We start from the raw sequence: 19463 nt of genomic DNA, 5'->3' as shown, positions 1-19463 counted from the left end.
AATGCCATCGCCCGATCTTTTCACCATCATTCTGATCTATCTCTTTCTCAACCTCACCGTGTTCTCAATTTACTGGTGGGACAAGCACGCAGCCATCGAGGGTCTGTGGCGGGTACGAGAACGTACGCTACTGACGGCTGCTTTTCTGGGCGGTAGCCTCGGAGCGATCTTTGCACAGCGGTTGCTGCGTCATAAGACGCGCAAGGAACCCTTTCGCACCATCTTGGCACTGATTGCCTCCCTGCATGTCTTCCTGTTCACCTCCCTGGCGGGCCTGTGGCTCTGGCTCCCGAGGACATGGCTGCCTCGCTGCGCTTCCTAGGCGATCATCGAGCCGGACCATAACCTTCCACCGAATCCGCCACCAGGACCTTGGAAAGGCCAACCGACTGAACCTCCTGATCCAGTTTAGGCGAGTATGCCGCTGACAACCAGTTTATGCGATAGCCGTGCTTTGCGAAGAAACCTATTGCCTGCTCGTTGAGGGCATGTGTCTCGACCCGTGCCGACTCGAGCCCCTGGCGCACGATTTCCCTCTCCAGCGCTGCAAGCAGCACGCTGCCAAGCCCCTGATGCTGATAGGATGGATCTATCCAGAAATCGGTGATCAGTTCATCCAGTTTCTCTCGCGCCGCCCAACCGGATAGACTGCCGCCTTGTTCAATGACAGTGACAGTGAGCCAAGACGCGCGTGTAAAATTGAGGAAGGCCGTGCGGGCATTGGGGCGCATGTCTTCCAGTCCGCCGATGGAGGACATGACCTGCTCCCAGGAGCGGAAGCCTACATCCGCCAGAATACCGACCTCATGTTCACGGGCATTGCGGATGGTATACATGGCTACTCCAAGTGGCCCCAGTAAAGCATCAGGCTTAGCCTTTTTCCAGAACTATGGTCTGCGACAGAACCAAAGCTCCCACTATCCGTTCACAACTCACGGGAGCGGCTTCCCGTGAGACTGGAGGATGAGCTTGGATTTTCGCGTTCTTTTCGCGCGGGCCGAGGGTTGGGTGGAGCATTTCCTGTGGCGGGAGTGGGGTATCCAGCAGCTCGGCTTGATTGCGCTCGGTTTTCTTCTGTCGGCGCTCGTCGCCCAACGCCTGGAGCCGGCGATAGAGGGCCGGGCTCGTACCATTCGCGGGAATCCCGATCTTCTGCGTCTGGTCATCGCTCTCATGCGCAGAACGAAGTGGTTGATCTTTATTGTCTGGCTGTGGGTCGCCGTGGCCCTGATGCGGCAGACGGGCGACCCTCTGCACGTGTGGTTGATCTCAAAGACACTCGTGCTGGCAACAGCCTGGCTTGTTGTCTCGGTTCTCACTCGAATCATTCGCAACAGGAGTGTCGCCCGGATCGTTGCAGTTGGGGTGTGGATCTATCTGGCACTGCGTCTCGTAGAACTGGATGAACCGGTCGCACAACAGCTCAACAATGCGGCGATACAACTCGGCGCCGTCAGGCTCTCGCTTCTTGCCGTCATAAAGGGCGTCATCGTATCGGCTGCCGTGATCTGGGCAGCGATTTTCCTTGGCAATATAGCGTCCAACCGCGTCGAACGCGCCAGTTCCATCACCCCCACCTTCCGCGTGCTGATCAGCAAGCTGATCAAGATCGTGCTCATCCTTCTGGCTGGTGCCGTGGTTCTTTCTGCCACCGGCATCGATCTGACTGCCCTGACGGTGTTTTCGGGCGCCATTGGCGTGGGCCTGGGCTTCGGTCTGCAGAAAGTCGTCTCCAACTTCCTTTCCGGAATCATCATCCTACTCGATAAATCGATCAAGCCCGGAGACACGATCTCCCTTGGCGACACCTTCGGCTGGGTTCGGGAACTGCGCGCTCGTTTCGTCTCGGTGATTACGCGTGACGGCAAGGAATATCTGATCCCGAACGAGAATTTCATCACTGAGCAGGTGGTGAACTGGTCCTTCTCCAACGAATATGTGCGCGTCGATCTCGACTTCGGTGTCGCCTATTCGGCAGATCCTCACGAGGTGGCGCGGATCGCTTCCCAAGCGGCCAAAGCCAACGCGCGGGTTACGACCTATCGAGACCCCGTCTGCTGGCTCACCGCTTTTGGAGCCTCCTCTTTGGATTTCAAGCTGCGCTTCTGGATCGCCGATCCTTCCAACGGCATCTCCAACGTCAAGGGAGAGATCCTGATGTTGCTGTGGGACGAATTCAAAAAGGCGGACATCAACATCCCATTCCCGCACAGGGAGATCATCATGAAGACACCGGTAGAGGTCGCTGTACGCCGCGAAGCGCAGACGGAGGATGGCGGTTGACGCCTAGGTCCGGCAACTAGACCCAAGCGGCAGGCAGCTCTCTTTGCAGGTGCACTTTTTCCACATCGATGCCCATGCTTCTGGAGTGCTCCATTCCTCGCCAAACGATTGCGAAGCCGCAACGCTGGTAAAGACGGATAGCACCAGAATTGCCGGCCTGTGTGTGAATGCGGACGAAGGAATGGCCTTCTTCTGTCATGAGTCTGAGGAGGTGGAGGACAAGCTGGCGCCCGATGCCCCGGCCCTGATATTCAGGATGCACCCAAAGATCTGAGATGTAATCGCGTTCCCCTTCCCGCGCCGCCCAGCCGACAACCAGGCTCTCGATTTCGGCCACATGGACGTCGCGGGTCGCTATGGATGGGAAGACAGAGAATTCCTGCCGCACGCGAGCAATCAGCTCCGGAGCCGGAGAGAGGGCACCAGACGCGTCGCTGGAACTCCATGCCGCGAAACCGATGTCGCCGACCACTCTGTGATCGGCGACCGTCATATTCCGGATGTTAAGACCGGTCACCACCACTTTTTCGGGGTGAAGCGTCCTGCAGCCTGCTCGATGACGTGCGCCGTCTTGAACAGCGTTTCCTCCTCGAACGGCTTGCCGATCAACTGCAGGCCGAGCGGAAGGCCTCTGTGGTCAAGACCAGCAGGAACGGCGATGCCGGGCAGACCCGCCATGTTCACCGTCACCGTGAAGATGTCGTTGAGGTACATCTTGACCGGATCGGCCGCAAAGGCCTCATCAGCGACACCGAAGGCAGAGGATGGGGTGGCGGGAGTCAGGATCGCATCGACCCCGGCATCAAAGACCTGCTCGAAGTCGCGCTTGATCAGCGTGCGGACCTTCTGCGCCTGCAGATAATAGGCATCGTAGTAGCCGGCCGAGAGAACGTAGGTGCCGATCATGATGCGGCGCTTGACCTCCTGGCCAAAGCCGGCGGCGCGGGTCTTCTCGTACATGTCGACAATGTCGCTACCGTCCACGCGCAGGCCGTAGCGGACGCCGTCGTAGCGCGCGAGGTTGGACGAGGCTTCTGCCGGCGCGACAATGTAGTAGGCAGGCAAAGCGTATTTCGTATGCGGCAGGCTGATGTCGACAATCTCGGCACCCGCGTCCTTCAGCCAGGTCACACCCTGCTGCCAAAGAGCTTCGATTTCTTCGGGCATGCCATCGATACGATACTCTTTGGGAATGCCGATCCTCATGCCCTTCACTGACTGTCCAAGCGAGTTCTCGTAATCCGGAACCGGCAGATCGACCGAGGTGGTATCCTTAGCGTCGACGCTTGCCATCGACTTCAACAGGATTGCAGCATCACGGACGTCACGGGCGATCGGGCCGGCCTGGTCCAGCGACGATGCGAAGGCGACGACACCCCAGCGCGAGCAGCGGCCATAGGTGGGCTTGATACCGACGGTACCGGTGAAGGCTGCAGGCTGGCGAATGGAACCACCTGTGTCGGTCGCGGTGGCCCCGGCGCAAAGCTGCGCAGCAACGGCTGCGGCCGAGCCGCCGGAGGACCCGCCCGGCACAAGCTGCTGGTTGGAATCTTCGGCCCGCCAGGGGTTGATCACCGGCCCGTAATAGGAGGTTTCATTGGATGAGCCCATGGCGAACTCGTCCATGTTGAGCTTGCCCAACATGACGGCGCCATCGTTCCAGAGGTTTTGGGTGACTGTGGACTCATACTTCGGCTGGAATCGATCCAGGATGTGCGAGCAGGCCTGAGTATGGACGTCGCGGGTGCCGAAGAGATCCTTGATGCCGAGCGGAATACCCTCAAGCGCTCCGGCTTTGCCGGTCGCAATCCGTTCATCGGACGCCCGTGCCATCCCCAGCGCCTTTTCCGGCGTGACGGCGACATACGCGTTCAGCGCTCCGTTGGCTGCCTGGATGGCGTCGACATAGGCCTGTGTCAGCTCGACGGCCGTGATGTCCTTAGCCTTCAGTTTCTCGCGTGCTTCGGCAATGGTGAGGCTGGTGAGTTCGGTCATATTATCAATCGCTCAGCGGGTGTGTCTTGAATGGTCGGATGGCAGCAGCAAATCTGCTGCTATTCGACGACCTTCGGCACGAGGAAGAAATTGCGGTCCGTGGACGGCGCGTTGGCAACAATATCATCGGCCTTGCTGCCGTCCGTCACCTCGTCGGCACGCTTGCGCATGACCATCGGCATCACCGAGGTCATCGGCTCGACGCCCGTCACATCGACCTCGCCGAGTTGCTCGACGAAGCCGAGGATGCCGTTCAGTTCACCCACCATCCGTTCGGCCTCGTCTTCGCTGACAGCAATGCGGGCAAGGCGCGCGACGCGCTTGACGGTGGCGAGATCGACGGACATGGCAATAACTCCGGGCAAGAATTTCCTACCGCTATAATGGCCACGTCCGCCGTTCGCAACGGGGGGAGCAGCTAATCAGAAGCTGAGGGTCGTGCCAGGCGTCGGAGCCTCGACACGCGTCCGCGTACCCTCCATCCCCTTCACGAACTTCTCCGCCGTCTGGTCGACAATCGGGAAGGAACCGTAGTGGCAGGGAATGGCGTGCTTGAAATCGAAGAAGCGCTGGCAGGCCAGTGCTGCAACGGCGCCGCCCATGGTGAACCGATCGCCGATCGGCACGAGCCCAATGTCCGGCTGGTGCAGTTCGTTGATTAGGCCCATGTCGGTGAAGATGTCGGTGTCGCCCATGTGCAGGACAGATGGCTCGTCATCAAAATGCAGCATGAGGCCGTTGGCGTTGCCGAGGGCATGGGAGATGCCGTCCTCGGTGATCTGAGCAGAAGAATGCTGCGCCTGCGTAAAGGTGACGGTGAAGCCTTCGAAGGAAACGGTGCCGCCGGTGTTGCCCATATCCGTCTTCGCCACGCCCTTCTTGCCGAGCCATCCAGCGAGGTCCGCATTGGCCAGCACCACGGCGCCGGTTTCGTTGGCAAGGGATATCGTGTCGCCGACGTGGTCGCCATGGCCATGGGTGAGGAGGATGTGGGTGATTCCCTCGGCGGCCTCGCGCGCGTCCAGACCGGAGAATCCGGGATTGCCGGTGAAGAACGGATCGAGCAGGATCTTCGCTTTGGCGGTTTCGATGCGGAAGGCGGAATGGCCGAGCCAGGTGATCTTCATGAAGGTCTCCATCGATGGGTGATGCGGAAATCGTTGAGAGTGCTAAACACATATTCCGGCTGCCACTGAATGGAAGCGGCGGCGCGACAATTTCTACGCAGGAGATGCCAAGCGGATGACAGTGCTGACAATCGAGGAACTGGCCGGAGCACTGGAAAGAGGCCAGGCGATTGCCGGCCTCGACCTCGGCACCAAGACGATCGGCATCGCCATGTCGGATCTGGGGCGTCGCTTCGCCTCCCCTCGCCCGGTGCTCAAGCGCACGAAATTCACCAAGGACGCCGAGGTTCTGATGGCTTTCGCCGAGAAGGAGAAAGTCGCCGCCTTCATCATCGGCCTGCCGATGAACATGGACGGCTCCGCGGGCCCGCGCGTTCAGGCCACCCGTGCCTTCGTCCGCTCGATGAGCGACAAGACCGACCTGCCCTTCGTCTTCTGGGACGAGCGCCTGTCCACGGTCGCGGCAGAGCGTGCGCTGCTGGAGATGGACGTATCACGCGCCAAGCGCGCCGAGCGAATCGACTCGGCGGCAGCGAGCTTCATTCTTCAGGGCGCCCTCGACAGGCTCTCCTCCTTGACGAGAGCCTCCGACGAGGCCTGACGGGCGCGCCACCATGCTGCAATCTTCTTGCGGCGGCGAAAAGCGATGATCGCGAAGACGACAAGGCTGTCGACTGCGATCGCCCGCGCGACCAGTGGCGGGATATCGTCTGCCGGGATGCCGAGCACCTGGCTATAGACCTGGAACACAAGGTCGTGGGCCTGCCGGGTCAGCATGAAAATGCCGAAGCTCACATCGTTGTAAGACAGTCCGTACCAGCTGCCGAGCAGCAGGATCGGTCCCGCCCAAAGAACCAGGAACCACTTCATGCGGTCCTCCTTCCCGGCTGAACAAGGTGAAACTCCACCGTCGGCAGCCACTTCATGAGAGCCATCAGGCTCAGCATGACCGCGGGATTGGCGATGTCCAGCGCCAGCACCGCAAAAAACATCGTCATGATGCTCAGCAATGCCCGGTCCGTATATGGCGTTCCCTGCGGCAACGGCTCGATCCGTCCATGGTTAACACTCGGTTAACCCCACACTTAGGCGAGCGGCGTCCCGACGCAACGGAAACCGGCGGGTATGGTTAACGGCGAGCTCGGCTCTGTGGACAAGGCTTAAGCCTCAGCCATAGACGCCGCGCACGAGTCGGCGCACCGAAGCTGCCACCTTGCCCCAGTCCTTCTCGTTGCGGAGCGGAAGGCCGGCGAACTCGCCGGTTGTGACGGAGGAGATGACGAGGTGCTGGATTGCGGCAAAGAGGATGCCGTTCAAGGTCGGCGCGTCCACGCCCCTGGGCGCTGACAGGCTGCCGCCCATGCGAGCGAGCCACTTTGCCAGTGCGCGTGACCGTGCTTCGGCCAGTCTTCTCACCTGTGGCGTATCTTTCGAAACTTCCCAGGCGATGATCTTGCAGACGAGTTGATCGCGCCGCAGCGCCTCCATGTAGAGGAGCGCCAGTCGTTCCATGAGATCGCCGTAGGTTAACAGGAACATACCGCCGGTATCTTCCGGGATTCGCTCCTTCACCCAGTCGCCAAGATCGGTCCCGATGGCGTCGAGAAGACCATCCAGGCCACCGTAGTAGCGGTAGATCAGCTGCTTGTCGCAGCCGGCCCGCCGGGCGATCGCGTTGATGCCGAAGCCCTGGAAGCCCTCCTGCGCCAGCAGGTTACGCGCTGCCTGCAGAATCGCGGACTCCGTTTGGGCGCGGTTCTTGACGCGCTTTTCCGGCACGGATGGGGCGAAAGCTTCCTCGGCTGCAAGCATAGACGGTACTCCAACTGCTAAGTGCCGGATAAGCTGCCGGACGGTGCCACACAATGCACAGCATCTGGCCATTCACAGAATCTGGAAACATTGCATCCAGGGAGGCTGGGGGATAAGCCTCGTCGACTTCCCATGCCCCCTTCCCCGAACTGGCCGCCGAATGCTGATCATCTTCGAGAGTATCCTGCCGATCTTCCTCCTGGTCCTGCTCGGCGTGACGCTGAAGCGGAGCCCGCTCATCAATGGGACCTTCTGGGAAGGCCTCGAGCAGTGCGGCTATTACGTCCTGTTTCCGGCATTGCTGTTCCACACTCTAGCCACTGCAGACTTTTCCAGCATGGAGATCGGTTCGATCGGCGTTGGGGCAGTCGGCGCCGTGCTCCTGATGTGTGCGCTGGTGCTTGCGCTCTGGCTGCCGCTGAAGCGTTCCGGCGTGCCCGTCTCTTCCTTCAGTTCGGTGTTCCAGACCGCCACCCGGTGGAATGCCTTCATCGCACTGGCCATCGCACAGAAGACCTACGGAGAGTTTGGGCTGACAATCGTTGCCCTCGTGATGGCAGTGGTGATTTTGCCGATCAACGTCATCAATGTCGGCGTTTTGCTCTGGTTCTCTGGTGCGCGGACCAGCTATGGAGCATTCCTGCTGAGGATCGTCACCAATCCGCTGATCATCAGCAGCCTGCTTGGCGTGATCGTCAACCAGATGGGCATCCCGATCTACGCGCCGTTGATGACCACCGTCGATCTCGTGGCGCGCGCGGCACTGAGCCTGGGATTGATCGCCGTCGGTGCAGGATTACGGATTTCAGATGCCCTGAAGCCGCGGCCACTGGTGCTTTTTTCGGTCGCACTAAAGCTTGCCGTGTTCCCTTTGGTGATGGTGGCCACTGCCCTGCTAGCAGGCGTTTCCGGCCCAGCGGTGGCGCTGCTGGCGCTAAGCGCCAGTGTGCCCACGGCGATGAACGGCTATATCCTGGCCAAAAAGATGGGCGGTGACGCCGAGCTCTATGCCGCCACCGCGACCGTTCAGACCGTCTTCTCGTTTCTCACCATTCCTCTGGTGCTGATGGCCGCCGGTCAGGTTGCCGCCGGGTAAAGAAGGTCGACGATGTAGGAGGCGTCGAAGCGGGCGTCGAGCATGCCATAGGTCGAGCGCCAACCGCCGGCGAGACGCGTTTCCAAAAAAGCGTCGGCGATCTTCCCGGCGCCGAGGCGCGCCAGTTCGGCTGCACCGGCGGCAAGCGCCAGTTGCTCGACCAGGAGACGCGCCGCGCCCTCGTCCGATTGGCAGAGCGCCATGGCTGCGCGCAGGACCTCAATGGTCTTCCGACCGGACGCGCCGAGATCGCGCTCGAAGCCGACGAGCACCATGTCGAACAGGTCCTTGCCACGCGACAGGACGCGCAGCACGTCGAGCGCCATGACATTGCCGGAGCCCTCCCAGATCGCGTTGACCGGGGCTTCCCGGTAATGCCGCGCCACCGGACGCTCCTCAACGTATCCATTGCCGCCGAGGCACTCCATCGCCTCGTAGATCAGCGATGGTGCGATCTTGCAGTTCCAATACTTGATGACCGGCGTCATGACGCGGGCGAAGGCTGCGTCAGCGGGGCTGCTGGCCGCGCGGTCAAAGGCGTCGGCGAGCCGGAAGGCAAGTGCCGTGGCCGCCGCGACATCGAGCGCCATGTCGGCCAGAACCCTCGTCATCAGCGGCTGGTCGATAAGGTTCTTGCCGAAGACGGTGCGGCCGCGGCAGTGATGGACCGCTTCGGCCAGCGAAGCGCGCATGATGCCGGCTGAAGCCAGCGCGCAATCGAGCCGCGTCAGGGTGACCATGTCCAGGATGGTGCGTATGCCGGCGCCGGGCTCGCCCAGCAGGTAGCCGAAGGCATCAGTAAACTCGACCTCGGAGGAGGCGTTGGAGCGGTTGCCGAGCTTGTCCTTCAGGCGCTGGAACTGCAGTCCATTGGCCGAGCCGTCTTCCAGCAAGCGCGGAACGAGGAAGCAGCCGATGCCCTCGTTGGTCTTCGCCAGCATCACGAAGGCGTCGCTCATCGGTGCCGACATGAACCACTTGTGCCCGGAAAGTCGATAGATGCCCTCGCCCACCCGCTCGGCGGTTGAGCGGTTGGCCCGCACGTCCGTGCCGCCCTGCTTCTCGGTCATGCCCATGCCGAGGGTAATGGCATTCTTCTGCAGCGCCGGCCGGTTGGACGAATCGTATTTCCTCGACAGGATCTTCGGTGCCCATTCCTTCTGGACACGCGGCGATGCCATCAATGCAGCGACAGAGGCGCTGGTCATCGTCAGCGGGCAGAGGTGGCCGCATTCGAGTTGCGCCGTCAGGTAGAAGCGCGTGGCGCGCGCCTTGTGCTCGCTCCCCTTGGCCTCTGCGATGCTTTCCCAGACCGACGAGTGCAACCCTACGGACATGGAGCGCCGCATCAGCGCGTGCCAGGCCGGGTGGAGCTCCACGACATCCAGGCGCTCGCCGCGGGGTCCGTGGGTGCGCAGCTTTGGCGGACTTTCGTTGGCCATCCGCGCCAGTTCCTGTGCCTCCGGCGAGGTGGCGTAGTGGCCGAGCGAATCGAACTCCTCGCGCAGGCTGCGGTGCAGCCCGGCCGTGAGGTCGACAATCAAGGGGTCTGATCTGTAGGCGTTGATGCCGGACCAGGGTTGGGGCTGGTTCAGCTCTGCAAGCTTTTGTTCGGTCCGGCTATTCTGTGTCATGCTTGGCTTCTAGCCCGTTTCTCTGAAAAATGCATGAGGATGAGCGGACTTTTCCCGCTCCTTCGCTTGCTGGTTTCCCGGCCAGTCATTATAGACGCCCGAACGCAAGCGGAGACGCCTCATGGTCTTCTTCCCTCACCGCCATCTCCTCGGCATCAAGGGTCTCACCGAACAGGACATAACCTATCTTCTGGACAAGGCCGACGAGGCGGTCCAGATCAGCCGGCAGCGGGAAAAGAAGACCTCCACGCTGCGGGGGCTGACCCAGATCAACCTGTTCTTTGAAGCCTCAACGCGCACCCAATCCTCCTTCGAGCTCGCCGGCAAGCGGCTGGGAGCGGACGTGATGAACATGTCCGTCGGCAATTCGTCGGTGAAGAAGGGCGAAACGCTAATCGACACGGCGATGACACTGAACGCCATGCACCCGGACGTGCTGGTGCTGCGCCATTCCTCGGCCGGTGCGGCAGCCCTTCTGGCCCAGAAGGTTGCATGCTCCGTCGTCAATGCGGGCGACGGGCAGCATGAGCATCCGACGCAGGCGCTTCTGGACGCGCTGACGATCCGCCGCGCCAAGGGCAAGCTTTCACGCATCATCGTCGCGATCTGCGGGGATGTGCTGCATTCGCGCGTTGCTCGCTCCAACATCCTGCTCTTGAACGCCATGGGAGCGCGGGTCCGCGTCGTTGCGCCGGCGACGCTGCTTCCCTCCGGGATCGCGCAGATGGGCGCTGAGGTCTTCCACTCGATGGAGGAAGGTCTGAAGGATGCCGACGTGGTGATGATGCTACGCCTCCAGCGCGAGCGCATGTCGGGTTCCTTCGTCCCCTCGGTCCGTGAATACTTCCACTTCTATGGCCTGAACGCCGAGAAGCTGAAGGCTGCCAAGGAGGATGCTCTTGTCATGCATCCCGGCCCGATGAACCGCGGGGTGGAGATCGCTTCGGAGGTCGCGGACGGTCCGCAGAGCGTGATCGAGCAGCAGGTTGAAATGGGGGTCGCGGTGCGTATGGCGGTTATGGAGACGCTGCTTCTCTCGCAGAACCAGGGGCCTCGGACATGACGCGCTCCCTCGTCCTGAACAATGCCCGTATCATCGACCCGTCCCGCAATCTGGACGAGGTGGGATCCATCATCATCGGCGATGATGGCCACATCCTTGCCGCCGGCGCCGAGGCACGCAACCAAGGCGCACCGGATGGTGCCGAAGTTCGCGACTGCAACGGGCTTGTGGCCGTTCCCGGCCTGGTGGATGCGCGCGTCTTCGTCGGAGAGCCCGGGGCAGAGCACCGTGAGACGATCGAATCCGCCAGCCGCGCCGCTGCTGCGGGTGGTGTCACGTCCTTCATCATGATGCCCGACACCGATCCTGTTCTCGACGACATCGCACTCGTCGAATTTGTGAAGAAGACTGCGCGCGACACGGCGATCGTGAACGTGCATCCCGCCGCGGCCCTGACGAAGGGGCTTCACGGCGATGAAATGACCGAGATCGGCCTGCTGCAGCAGGCGGGTGCCGTCACCTTCACCAATGGCCGGCATGCGCTGCCGGACACGCTCGTGCTGCGTCGTGCCATGACCTATGCACGGGAATACGGCGCCGTCGTCGCGCTAGAGCCCCGAGAAACCTATATCGGCAACGGCGTGATGAATGAGGGCTTGTTCGCCAGTTGGCTGGGGCTATCCGGCGTACCCAAGGAAGCCGAAATCATCCCGCTCGAACGTGATCTGCGGATCGCGGGCCTGACCCGGGCGAAGTATCACGCGGCGAAGATCTCCGTGCCGGAATCGGCAGAGGCAATCCGGACTGCCCGCGGCCGCGGCGCCAACGTGACGTGCGGCATCTCGATCAATCACCTCTGCCTCAACGAGAACGACATCGGCGAGTACCGGACCTTCTTCAAGCTTTCGCCGCCGCTGCGCACCGAAGATGATCGCGTCGCCATGGTCGAGGCGCTCGCCGACGGGACGATCGACATCATCGTCTCGTCCCACGATCCGCAGGACGTGGATACGAAACGCCTTCCCTTTGCCGATGCGGCCGACGGAGCCGTGGGCCTCGAGACCATGCTGGCCGCTGCGCTGCGCCTGCATCACTCGGGCCACGTCTCTCTCATGCGCCTGATTGACGCCATGTCGACGCGCCCGGCACAAATGTTCGGGCTCGACGCCGGCACGTTGGAGCCGGGCGCAAAGGCCGACATCACCCTGATCGACCTGGACGAGCCGTGGATCGTTTCGAAGGATGCCCTGCTGTCCCGGTCGAAGAACACGCCCTTCGAAGATGCCCGCTTTTCCGGCCGCGCGATCGCGACCTATGTGGGCGGCAAGTGCGTGCATTCGCTGTGAGGAGGCGAGCCGGTGAATGAACTTCTGAACTGGCAGATCGGCGCAGGCGTGGCGGTCGCTTCGCTTGCCCTCGGCTACCTCCTCGGCTCCATCCCCTTTGGCCTGCTGCTGACACGGATGGCAGGCCTTGGCGATATCCGCTCCATCGGATCGGGCAATATCGGTGCGACCAACGTGCTGCGCACCGGCAACAAGAAGCTCGCGGCCGCGACACTCCTCCTCGACGCGCTCAAGGCGACCGCTGCCGCACTCGCCGGCTATTACATCGCGGGGCCCGAAGCGGGGCTGCTGGCCGGCTTCGGCGCCTTCCTCGGACACCTCTTCCCCGTCTGGCTCGGCTTCAAGGGCGGCAAGGGCGTGGCGACCTATATTGGCATGCTGCTCGGGGTGGCGCCGGTCTGGGTGCTGGTTTTCGCCGTCGTCTGGATCACCGTCGCCTTCATCAGCAAATATTCGTCACTGTCCGCGCTGGTTGCAACTCTTGTGATTCCGGTTGCATTGTGGATAGTAGGCAGCGAAAAGATTGCCCTTGTCATGGCGATCATGACGGCAGTTTCCTGGTGGCGGCACGAGACCAATATCAAGAGGCTTCTGGCGGGCACGGAAGGCAAGATCGGCCAAAAGGGATAGCGATGCCTGACGGCGGCGCAAGACGACAGGGGATTGCGCTTACCGACAGGCAAAGGATCGCCTGGCTCCGCCTCATCCGCAGCGACAATGTCGGGCCGGCCACCTTCCGCGACCTCATCAACCACTTCGGCTCGGCGGAAGCGGCGCTCACCATGCTGCCGGAACTTTCCAGCCGCGGCGGCGCCTCTCGCGCCATCCGCATCGCGTCGGTGGAGGAGGCAGAACGGGAACTGGAGATCGCGTACCGATCGGGCGCGCAGTTCGTGGGGATCGGCGAGCCTGACTATCCTCCTGCGCTGAGGCAGATCGATGGCGCGCCGCCGCTGCTTGCAGTTAAGGGTCATCTTTCTGTAGCCACGCGCCTTTCCGTTGGTATCGTTGGGTCACGCAATGCGTCGATAAGCGGCGCCAAGTTTGCTGCTGGTATCGCCAGAGACTTGGGACGCGCTGGCTATACCGTCACCTCGGGCCTGGCGCGCGGTATCGACACGGCCGCACATCGCGCCAGCGTGGAAACGGGAACCATCGCCGTCCTGGCAGGCGGGCTGGATCAGCCCTATCCACCTGAGAACATCCCCCTCATGGAAGAAATCATGGCGGGCTTTGGCCTCGCGATCAGCGAGATGCCCTTCGGCTGGGAGCCCCGCGCGCGAGACTTCCCGCGCCGGAACAGGCTGATCGCCGGCATCTCGCTCGGGGTCGTTGTGGTTGAGGCGGCGCAGCGTTCTGGTTCGCTCATTACTGCACGCTTGGCTGCCGACTTTGGCCGACTCGTCTTCGCCGTGCCCGGCTCTCCTCTCGATCCACGCTGCCATGGCACCAATAATCTGCTCAAGCAGGGTGCCATCGTCACCACCGGTTCGGATGATGTCCTCGAAGCGCTGGCGCCGCTGTCTGACATGGAATCTCCGGCAGGTTCAGTGATCGAGGAGCCGGAAAAGAGCGGAAGTGGCGACGCCTTTGTACCTCCGAACGAGGGCGAGCGGGCGAGCATCGTTTCCGCACTCGGACCGACGCCGGTCGAGGTCGATGACATCATACGACATACCGGGCTATCTGCCTCCGCAGTCTACCTCGTACTTCTGGAACTGGACCTGGCGGGTCGACTACACCGTCACCCCGGAGGGCTTGTCTCGATCGCGATGGATAACTGATCGGGGACGAAGTCCCGCCTGGACATCGCCAGCCTCGACGTAGGCCATTTCGATCAGATAGCAGAGCTATCCGCCCCTTCCCTAGAGGCGACCTGATGCAATTCACCGAGCATCTGCCGGATGTAAGCAATGGCGTCTCCATTGCCGGAGGTGCGATGTTCCGAACTCATGATACATCCTGTCCAACTGGCGCCTCGCCAAGCAGGGAGAACCCACCCTTGCCTAAAGCATATCGCAGTTATCCAGAATTGCAACTTCAAGGGTAAATCTCGTTATAGTTGTATCGCGTTGTGAGGCTAATTTGGTCGTGGCACTTGACCGCAGCCAAAAGGCCATCCATGTCGGAACCAAATTTGGCCTGGAATCCGGTCGCAATCCACGTGCCGCTACACCTCAGAGAAGCACCCATGAATGTTGTCGTCGTAGAATCTCCGGCCAAAGCCAAGACCATCAACAAGTATCTCGGGCCCGGCTATAAGGTTCTTGCATCGTTTGGTCACGTGAGAGACCTTCCCGCGAAGGATGGGTCCGTCCTGCCTGACCAGGACTTCGAAATGTCGTGGGAAGTCGACACTGCTTCCCAGAAGCGCATCAAAGATATCGCCGATGCGGTGAAGGGTTCCGACGGCCTCTTCCTCGCAACCGACCCGGATCGCGAGGGCGAAGCGATCTCCTGGCATGTGCTGGACCTCCTGAAGAAGAAGCGCGTTCTAGGCGACATGCCTGTGAAGCGCGTGGTCTTCAACGCCATCACCAAGAAGGCCGTGCTCGACGCGATGGCCGTCCCGCGCGACATCGACGTTCCACTTGTAGACGCTTATCTGGCGCGCCGGGCGCTCGACTATCTCTTCGGTTTCAACCTGTCGCCGGTGCTGTGGCGCAAGCTACCGGGCGCGCGTTCGGCCGGGCGCGTGCAATCCGTTGCGCTCCGCCTCGTCTGCGATCGCGAGACGGAAATCGAGCGCTTCATCTCTGAAGAATACTGGAACCTCTCCACTCTGTTGCGGACGCCGCGGGGAGACGAGTTCGAAGCGCGCCTGGTCTCGGCCGACGGCAAGCGGCTACAGAACCGTTCGATCAAGACGGGCGAGGATGCCAGCCGGCTGAAGGCGCTTCTCGAGGGCGCCAGCTATTCCGTCGATACTGTCGAGGCCAAACCGGTCAAACGCAATCCAGGACCGCCGTTCACCACATCGACGCTACAGCAGGCGGCATCGTCCAACCTCGGTTTCAATGCCTCCCGGACAATGCAGGTGGCGCAGAAGCTCTACGAAGGGGTGGACATTGGCGGCGAGACAGTGGGTCTCATCACCTACATGCGAACCGATGGCGTGCAGATGGCGCCGGAAGCGGTGGACGGCGCTCGCAGCGCTATCAAGGACCAGTTCGGAGAACGCTATCTCCCGGAGAAGCCGCGCTTCTACTCCACCAAGGCAAAGAATGCGCAGGAAGCGCACGAGGCAATCCGCCCCACCGATTTCAACCGCAGTCCCGACAAGGTGCGGCGCCACTTGGACGCCGACCAGGCACGGCTCTACGAACTCATCTGGAAGCGGGGCATTGCGAGCCAGATGGCGTCCGCCGAGATCGAACGGACAACAGTCGAAATCCTGGCTGACAATGGGGGCCAGAAGGCAGGCCTGCGCGCCGTCGGCTCCGTCATCCGCTTCGATGGCTTTCTTGGCGCCTACATGGACCGGCGCGAGGAAGGCGAGAAAGGTGAGGACGACGACGAAGACGGCCGCCTGCCCCCGATCGGTGCGAACGAGAGGCTCGACAAGAGCAGGGTAAACGCCAGCCAGCATTTCACCGAGCCGCCGCCGCGTTATTCGGAAGCTTCTCTGATCAAGAAGATGGAAGAGCTCGGCATTGGCCGGCCGTCCACCTATGCCGCGACACTCAAGACCCTGAGCGATCGCGAATATGTCACGATGGAGACGCGCAAGCTCATCCCGCAGGCAAAGGGCCGCTTGGTCACGGCGTTCTTGGAGAACTTCTTCACGAAGTACGTCGAATACGACTTCACAGCCGACCTGGAGGAAAAGCTAGACAGGATCTCTGCGGGGGAACTGGACTGGAAGCACGTGCTTCGAGAGTTCTGGCAGGACTTCTTTTCGCAGATCGAGGACACGAAAGAGTTGCGTGTCACCCACGTACTCGACGCTTTGAACGAAGCGCTCGCCCCCCTCGTCTTCCCCAAGCGCGAAGACGGTAGTGATCCGCGCATCTGTCAGGTGTGCGGGACAGGGCAGCTGTCGCTGAAGCTTGGCAAGTATGGGGCCTTCGTTGGTTGCTCAAACTACCCGGAGTGCAACTTCACCCGGCAACTTTCCTCCGATGGCGCCGAGGCAGATGCAAGCGGCCTCAACGAACCCAAGGCGCTTGGTGCAGATCCGATGACCGGCGAGGAACTGACCCTTCGTTCCGGCCGCTTCGGCCCCTATATACAGCGCGGAGAAGGCAAGGATGCCAAGCGAGCATCACTGCCAAAGGGCTGGAAACCCGAAGACATCGACCATGAAAAGGCGCTGGCGCTGATCAACCTGCCGCGTGACATCGGCAAGCATCCAGAATCGGGCAAGATGATTTCGGCCGGCATCGGTCGATACGGACCTTTCCTGCTGCACGATGGTACCTACGCCAACCTCGAAACGGTTGAAGACGTCTTTAGCGTAGGACTGAACCGTGCGGTAACCGTACTTGCCGAGAAGCAGAGCAAGGGACCCGGCGGGCGCGGGCGAGGAACTCCCGCTGCGTTGAAGACGTTGGGTGATCATCCCGATGGCGGCGCCATCACGGTGCGCGACGGGCGCTATGGGCCTTACGTCAACTGGGGCAAGGTGAACGCCACTCTTCCGAAAGGCAAAGACCCTCAGGCCGTGACACTCGAGGAAGCCATGGCGCTGATCGTCGAGAAGGGTGGTAAGGCAGCGTCGGGCAAGAAGAAGCCGGCTGCCAAGGCCACACCGAAGACCAAGACCGCCGCGAAGCCGAAAGCGAAATCAACGGCCAAAGCGGCACCTAAAGCAAAGAAGACCGGTACGTGACGAGACAACCGCGCCGAAGCGACGTGACAAAGGACAAGAGCGACAAGGCCTCTTTGGGCGACGGGACGTCGATTATCCATGGCGTCGTCCCACCGCGCGAGATCCTCCTGCAGTTCATCACAGACAACCCGGATCAGGCGTCCAAGCGAGAGATCGCCAAGGCCTTTGGTTTGAAGGGAGAGGCACGCGTCGAGCTAAAGGATCTCCTGCGGGAACTCGAAGACGAAGGGCTGTTGAAGAAGAGCCGCAAGTCACTTGCTCGGCCGGGCGCACTTCCACCGGTCACCGTGCTGGACATCACCACCCGCGACAAGGATGGGGAACTCATCGCCCGCCCGGCGGAGTGGCCGGAAGATCAGGGCACCGCGCCCGCGGTTCTTATCCGGCAGCCGTCCCAGGCGCGCGGCAAGGGCAAGACGCCGGCTGCTGGTTTGAACGACCGCATTTTGGCAAAGATCTTCCCCAACAAGGATCGAAGCGGCCCCGCTTACACCGCACGCGTCATCAAGATCATCGATCGCCGGAAGGGCGCCTCCCTTGGTGTTATCCGCGCGAGCGAACACGAAGTACGCCTGATGCCGATCGAACGACGCGGCGAAGAAATGGTGATCGAAGCCGATGGCCTGGGAGAAGCCAGGGATGGCGACCTTGTGGAAGTGGAAGTTGTTCGTTCCAGCCGCCTAGGTCTGCCGCGTGCCCGCGTCCTTTCGGTTGTCGGCTCGGTCGGTTCGGAAAAGGCGATCTCGATGATCGCCATCTACGCGCACGGCATTCCGCACATCTTCCCGCAAGAGGTAATCAACGCTGCGGATTCCGCCCGCCCTGCCACGATGTCGAAGCGGGAAGACTGGCGCGACGTGCCGCTCATCACCATCGACCCGGCTGATGCCAAGGACCACGACGACGCCGTCTTTGCCGAGGCAGATACCTCGCCAGACAATCCAGGCGGCGTCATCGTCACGGTCGCCATCGCCGACGTCTCCTGGTACGTACGCACCGGCTCTCCACTTGACCGCGAGGCGCAGAAGCGCGGCAATTCCGTTTACTTCCCGGACCGGGTGGTTCCGATGCTGCCAGAGCGCATCTCCAACGATCTCTGCTCCCTCCGCGAAGGCGAAGACCGACCGGCACTCGCCGTACGAATGGTCTTTTCCAAGGAAGGTCGCAAGGCGGGCCACACCTTTCACCGCGTGATGATGAAGAGCGCCGCGAAGCTCTCCTACCAACAGGCGCAGGCAGCGATCGACGGCAAGCCGGATGACAAGGCCGGGCCGCTGCTGGAACCTATCTTGAAGCCGCTCTGGCACGCGTACGACATCTTGAAGCGTGGCCGCGACCGACGCCAGCCGCTCGAACTCGACATGCCGGAGCGCAAGATCATCCTGAAGGCGGACGGAACCGTGGACCGGGTGCACATCCCGGAACGGCTCGACGCCCACAAGCTCATCGAAGAAATGATGATCCAGGCGAACGTTGCAGCTGCCGAGACATTGGAAAAGAAGCGCCAGCCGCTGGTCTACCGGGTCCATGACGCACCGGCTCTCTCCAAGCAGGAGACGTTGAGGGAATTCCTGGCGACGATCGGCTTCTCGATGGCGCAAGGCGGCCAGCTCCGCGCAAATTCCTTCAACGGCATTCTCGCGCGCGCCCTCGACACGCCGCACCAAACGATGGTCAACGAGATGGTCCTGCGCTCACAAAGCCAGGCCATCTATAGTCCGGAGAACATTGGTCACTTCGGCCTCAATCTGATGAAATACGCCCATTTCACCTCCCCTATCCGCCGCTATGCGGATTTGATCGTGCATCGGGCGCTTGTCGGCTCCCTGGGGCTTGGCGAAGGTGGCATCACCCCAGAGGAAGAGGCCGCGCTGGATGACATCGCCGCGGAAATCTCCACCTTCGAACGACGGGCGATGGCAGCAGAGCGTGATACGATCAATCGCTTGATCGCGCACCATCTGAGCGAGCGGGTGGGCAGCGAGTTCCAAGCACGGGTATCGGGCGTAACCAAGGCCGGCCTTTTTGTCACATTGCCCACCTATGGCGCCGATGGCTTTGTGCCCATATCGACGCTGGGGACGGACTACTTCATCTATGACGAGGCCCATCAGGCCCTGATCGGCGAAAAGAGTGGTTTGGGTTACCAGCTTGGCGACGCAGTGGACGTGAAGCTTGTGGAGGCGATCCCTCTGGCTGGAGCGCTTCGCTTCGACATGCTGAGCGAAGGCCGCAAGATGCCGACGGCAACCCGCTCGTTTCACAAGTCCGGCCGAAGAGATCGGTCCCAGCGCCGCTCAAAGCCCGGAACGCGGCCGCCGCGGGGCCGCAGATAG

19 protein-coding genes and 1 pseudogene are annotated in these 19463 nt (G+C 61.6%); 10 read left to right on the top strand and 10 right to left on the bottom strand.

Annotated elements, in window-relative coordinates; genetic code table 11:
* Position 1: 1 nt before the first annotated feature.
* Complete coding sequence (locus LXM96_RS14395) at positions 2 to 322, top strand: DUF1294 domain-containing protein (protein WP_239999251.1); 321 nt, start codon at positions 2 to 4, stop codon at positions 320 to 322.
* 4 nt (positions 323 to 326) lie between these two features.
* Here LXM96_RS14395 and LXM96_RS14390 read toward each other — a convergent pair whose 3' ends face one another.
* Positions 327 to 836, bottom strand: a complete 510-nt coding sequence (locus LXM96_RS14390) for a GNAT family N-acetyltransferase (protein ID WP_239999250.1) — start codon at positions 834 to 836, stop codon at positions 327 to 329.
* A 133-nt stretch (positions 837 to 969) separates the two neighbouring features.
* Here LXM96_RS14390 and LXM96_RS14385 point away from each other — a divergent pair, with 133 nt between their 5' ends.
* Positions 970 to 2283, top strand: a complete 1314-nt coding sequence (locus LXM96_RS14385; RefSeq protein ID WP_394801964.1) for a mechanosensitive ion channel family protein — start codon at positions 970 to 972, stop codon at positions 2281 to 2283.
* A 16-nt stretch (positions 2284 to 2299) separates the two neighbouring features.
* Here LXM96_RS14385 and LXM96_RS14380 read toward each other — a convergent pair whose 3' ends face one another.
* From LXM96_RS14380 to LXM96_RS14365, 4 genes are all read right to left on the bottom strand, one after another.
* On the bottom strand, positions 2300 to 2800 hold the full coding sequence (locus LXM96_RS14380) for a GNAT family N-acetyltransferase (RefSeq protein WP_317208253.1): 501 nt from the start codon (positions 2798 to 2800) through the stop codon (positions 2300 to 2302).
* Complete coding sequence (gene gatA / locus LXM96_RS14375; RefSeq protein WP_239999248.1) at positions 2797 to 4278, bottom strand: Asp-tRNA(Asn)/Glu-tRNA(Gln) amidotransferase subunit GatA; 1482 nt, start codon at positions 4276 to 4278, stop codon at positions 2797 to 2799. The genes LXM96_RS14380 and gatA overlap by 4 nt, the downstream gene beginning before the upstream one ends.
* 59 nt (positions 4279 to 4337) lie before the next feature.
* Positions 4338 to 4625 (bottom strand): Asp-tRNA(Asn)/Glu-tRNA(Gln) amidotransferase subunit GatC, encoded by a 288-nt coding sequence (gatC, locus tag LXM96_RS14370; RefSeq protein ID WP_239999247.1) that lies wholly within the window; start codon positions 4623 to 4625, stop codon positions 4338 to 4340.
* Between the two features lie 75 nt (positions 4626 to 4700).
* A complete protein-coding gene (locus LXM96_RS14365) occupies positions 4701 to 5405 on the bottom strand; it encodes a metal-dependent hydrolase (protein ID WP_239999246.1) in 705 nt (234 codons plus the stop codon).
* Between the two features lie 115 nt (positions 5406 to 5520).
* On the opposite strand from LXM96_RS14365, the gene ruvX reads away from it, so the two are divergent.
* The gene (gene ruvX / locus LXM96_RS14360) at positions 5521 to 6006 is read left to right on the top strand and encodes a Holliday junction resolvase RuvX (RefSeq protein WP_239999245.1); all 486 of its coding nucleotides are present in this window, start codon (positions 5521 to 5523) and stop codon (positions 6004 to 6006) included.
* On the opposite strand, the gene LXM96_RS14355 is transcribed toward ruvX, so the two are convergent.
* The 3 genes from LXM96_RS14355 to LXM96_RS14350 all read right to left on the bottom strand — a co-directional run bounded on the left by LXM96_RS14355 (position 5952) and on the right by LXM96_RS14350 (position 7217).
* Positions 5952 to 6275 (bottom strand): DUF6105 family protein, encoded by a 324-nt coding sequence (locus tag LXM96_RS14355; RefSeq protein WP_239999244.1) that lies wholly within the window; start codon positions 6273 to 6275, stop codon positions 5952 to 5954. The two genes, ruvX and LXM96_RS14355, sit on opposite strands and share 55 nt — an antisense overlap.
* Positions 6272 to 6403 (bottom strand): hypothetical protein, encoded by a 132-nt coding sequence (locus tag LXM96_RS21625; RefSeq protein WP_262913667.1) that lies wholly within the window; start codon positions 6401 to 6403, stop codon positions 6272 to 6274. Before LXM96_RS21625 ends, LXM96_RS14355 begins: the two co-directional genes overlap by 4 nt.
* A 169-nt stretch (positions 6404 to 6572) precedes the next feature.
* A complete protein-coding gene (locus LXM96_RS14350) occupies positions 6573 to 7217 on the bottom strand; it encodes a TetR/AcrR family transcriptional regulator (protein WP_239999243.1) in 645 nt (214 codons plus the stop codon).
* A 160-nt stretch (positions 7218 to 7377) separates the two neighbouring features.
* Here LXM96_RS14350 and LXM96_RS14345 point away from each other — a divergent pair, with 160 nt between their 5' ends.
* Positions 7378 to 8313, top strand: a complete 936-nt coding sequence (locus LXM96_RS14345) for an AEC family transporter (RefSeq protein WP_239999242.1) — start codon at positions 7378 to 7380, stop codon at positions 8311 to 8313.
* Here LXM96_RS14345 and LXM96_RS14340 read toward each other — a convergent pair.
* Positions 8295 to 9947 carry an acyl-CoA dehydrogenase family protein gene (locus tag LXM96_RS14340; RefSeq protein WP_239999241.1) on the bottom strand — a complete coding sequence of 551 codons (1653 nt, stop codon included), beginning with the start codon at positions 9945 to 9947 and terminating at the stop codon, positions 8295 to 8297. The genes LXM96_RS14345 and LXM96_RS14340 overlap by 19 nt on opposite strands.
* Positions 9948 to 10068: 121 nt before the next feature.
* On the opposite strand from LXM96_RS14340, the gene LXM96_RS14335 reads away from it, so the two are divergent.
* Genes LXM96_RS14335 through dprA form a run of 4 tightly spaced genes read left to right on the top strand, consistent with a single transcriptional unit; the run spans position 10069 to position 14080 of the window.
* A complete protein-coding gene (locus tag LXM96_RS14335) occupies positions 10069 to 11010 on the top strand; it encodes an aspartate carbamoyltransferase catalytic subunit (RefSeq protein WP_077547196.1) in 942 nt (313 codons plus the stop codon).
* Entirely contained in the window at positions 11007 to 12296 is a 1290-nt protein-coding gene (locus LXM96_RS14330; protein WP_239999240.1) for a dihydroorotase, read from the top strand. The genes LXM96_RS14335 and LXM96_RS14330 overlap by 4 nt, the downstream gene beginning before the upstream one ends.
* Positions 12297 to 12308: 12 nt before the next feature.
* A complete protein-coding gene (gene plsY / locus LXM96_RS14325; protein ID WP_239999239.1) occupies positions 12309 to 12926 on the top strand; it encodes a glycerol-3-phosphate 1-O-acyltransferase PlsY in 618 nt (205 codons plus the stop codon).
* A gap of 2 nt (positions 12927 to 12928) precedes the next feature.
* Positions 12929 to 14080, top strand: coding sequence for a DNA-processing protein DprA (gene dprA, locus LXM96_RS14320; RefSeq protein WP_239999238.1), 1152 nt, complete (start codon positions 12929 to 12931; stop codon positions 14078 to 14080).
* Here the strand turns inward: dprA and LXM96_RS14315 are convergent.
* Positions 14033 to 14250, bottom strand: a pseudogene (locus tag LXM96_RS14315) (hypothetical protein). The gene dprA and the pseudogene LXM96_RS14315 overlap by 48 nt on opposite strands.
* Positions 14251 to 14487: 237 nt before the next feature.
* Here LXM96_RS14315 and topA point away from each other — a divergent pair.
* Both topA and rnr read left to right on the top strand, forming a co-directional pair.
* Positions 14488 to 17127: a type I DNA topoisomerase gene (gene topA / locus LXM96_RS14310; RefSeq protein ID WP_239999237.1), complete on the top strand. Its 2640-nt coding sequence runs from the start codon at positions 14488 to 14490 to the stop codon at positions 17125 to 17127.
* Positions 17128 to 17150: 23 nt separating this feature from the next.
* Positions 17151 to 19463, top strand: coding sequence for a ribonuclease R (rnr, locus tag LXM96_RS14305; RefSeq protein ID WP_394801967.1), 2313 nt, complete (start codon positions 17151 to 17153; stop codon positions 19461 to 19463).

This window comes from Rhizobium halophilum (assembly GCF_021648825.1).
Taxonomy (GTDB): domain Bacteria; phylum Pseudomonadota; class Alphaproteobacteria; order Rhizobiales; family Rhizobiaceae; genus Neorhizobium; species Neorhizobium halophilum.
This window is presented reverse-complemented; position numbering and strand designations above follow the sequence as displayed.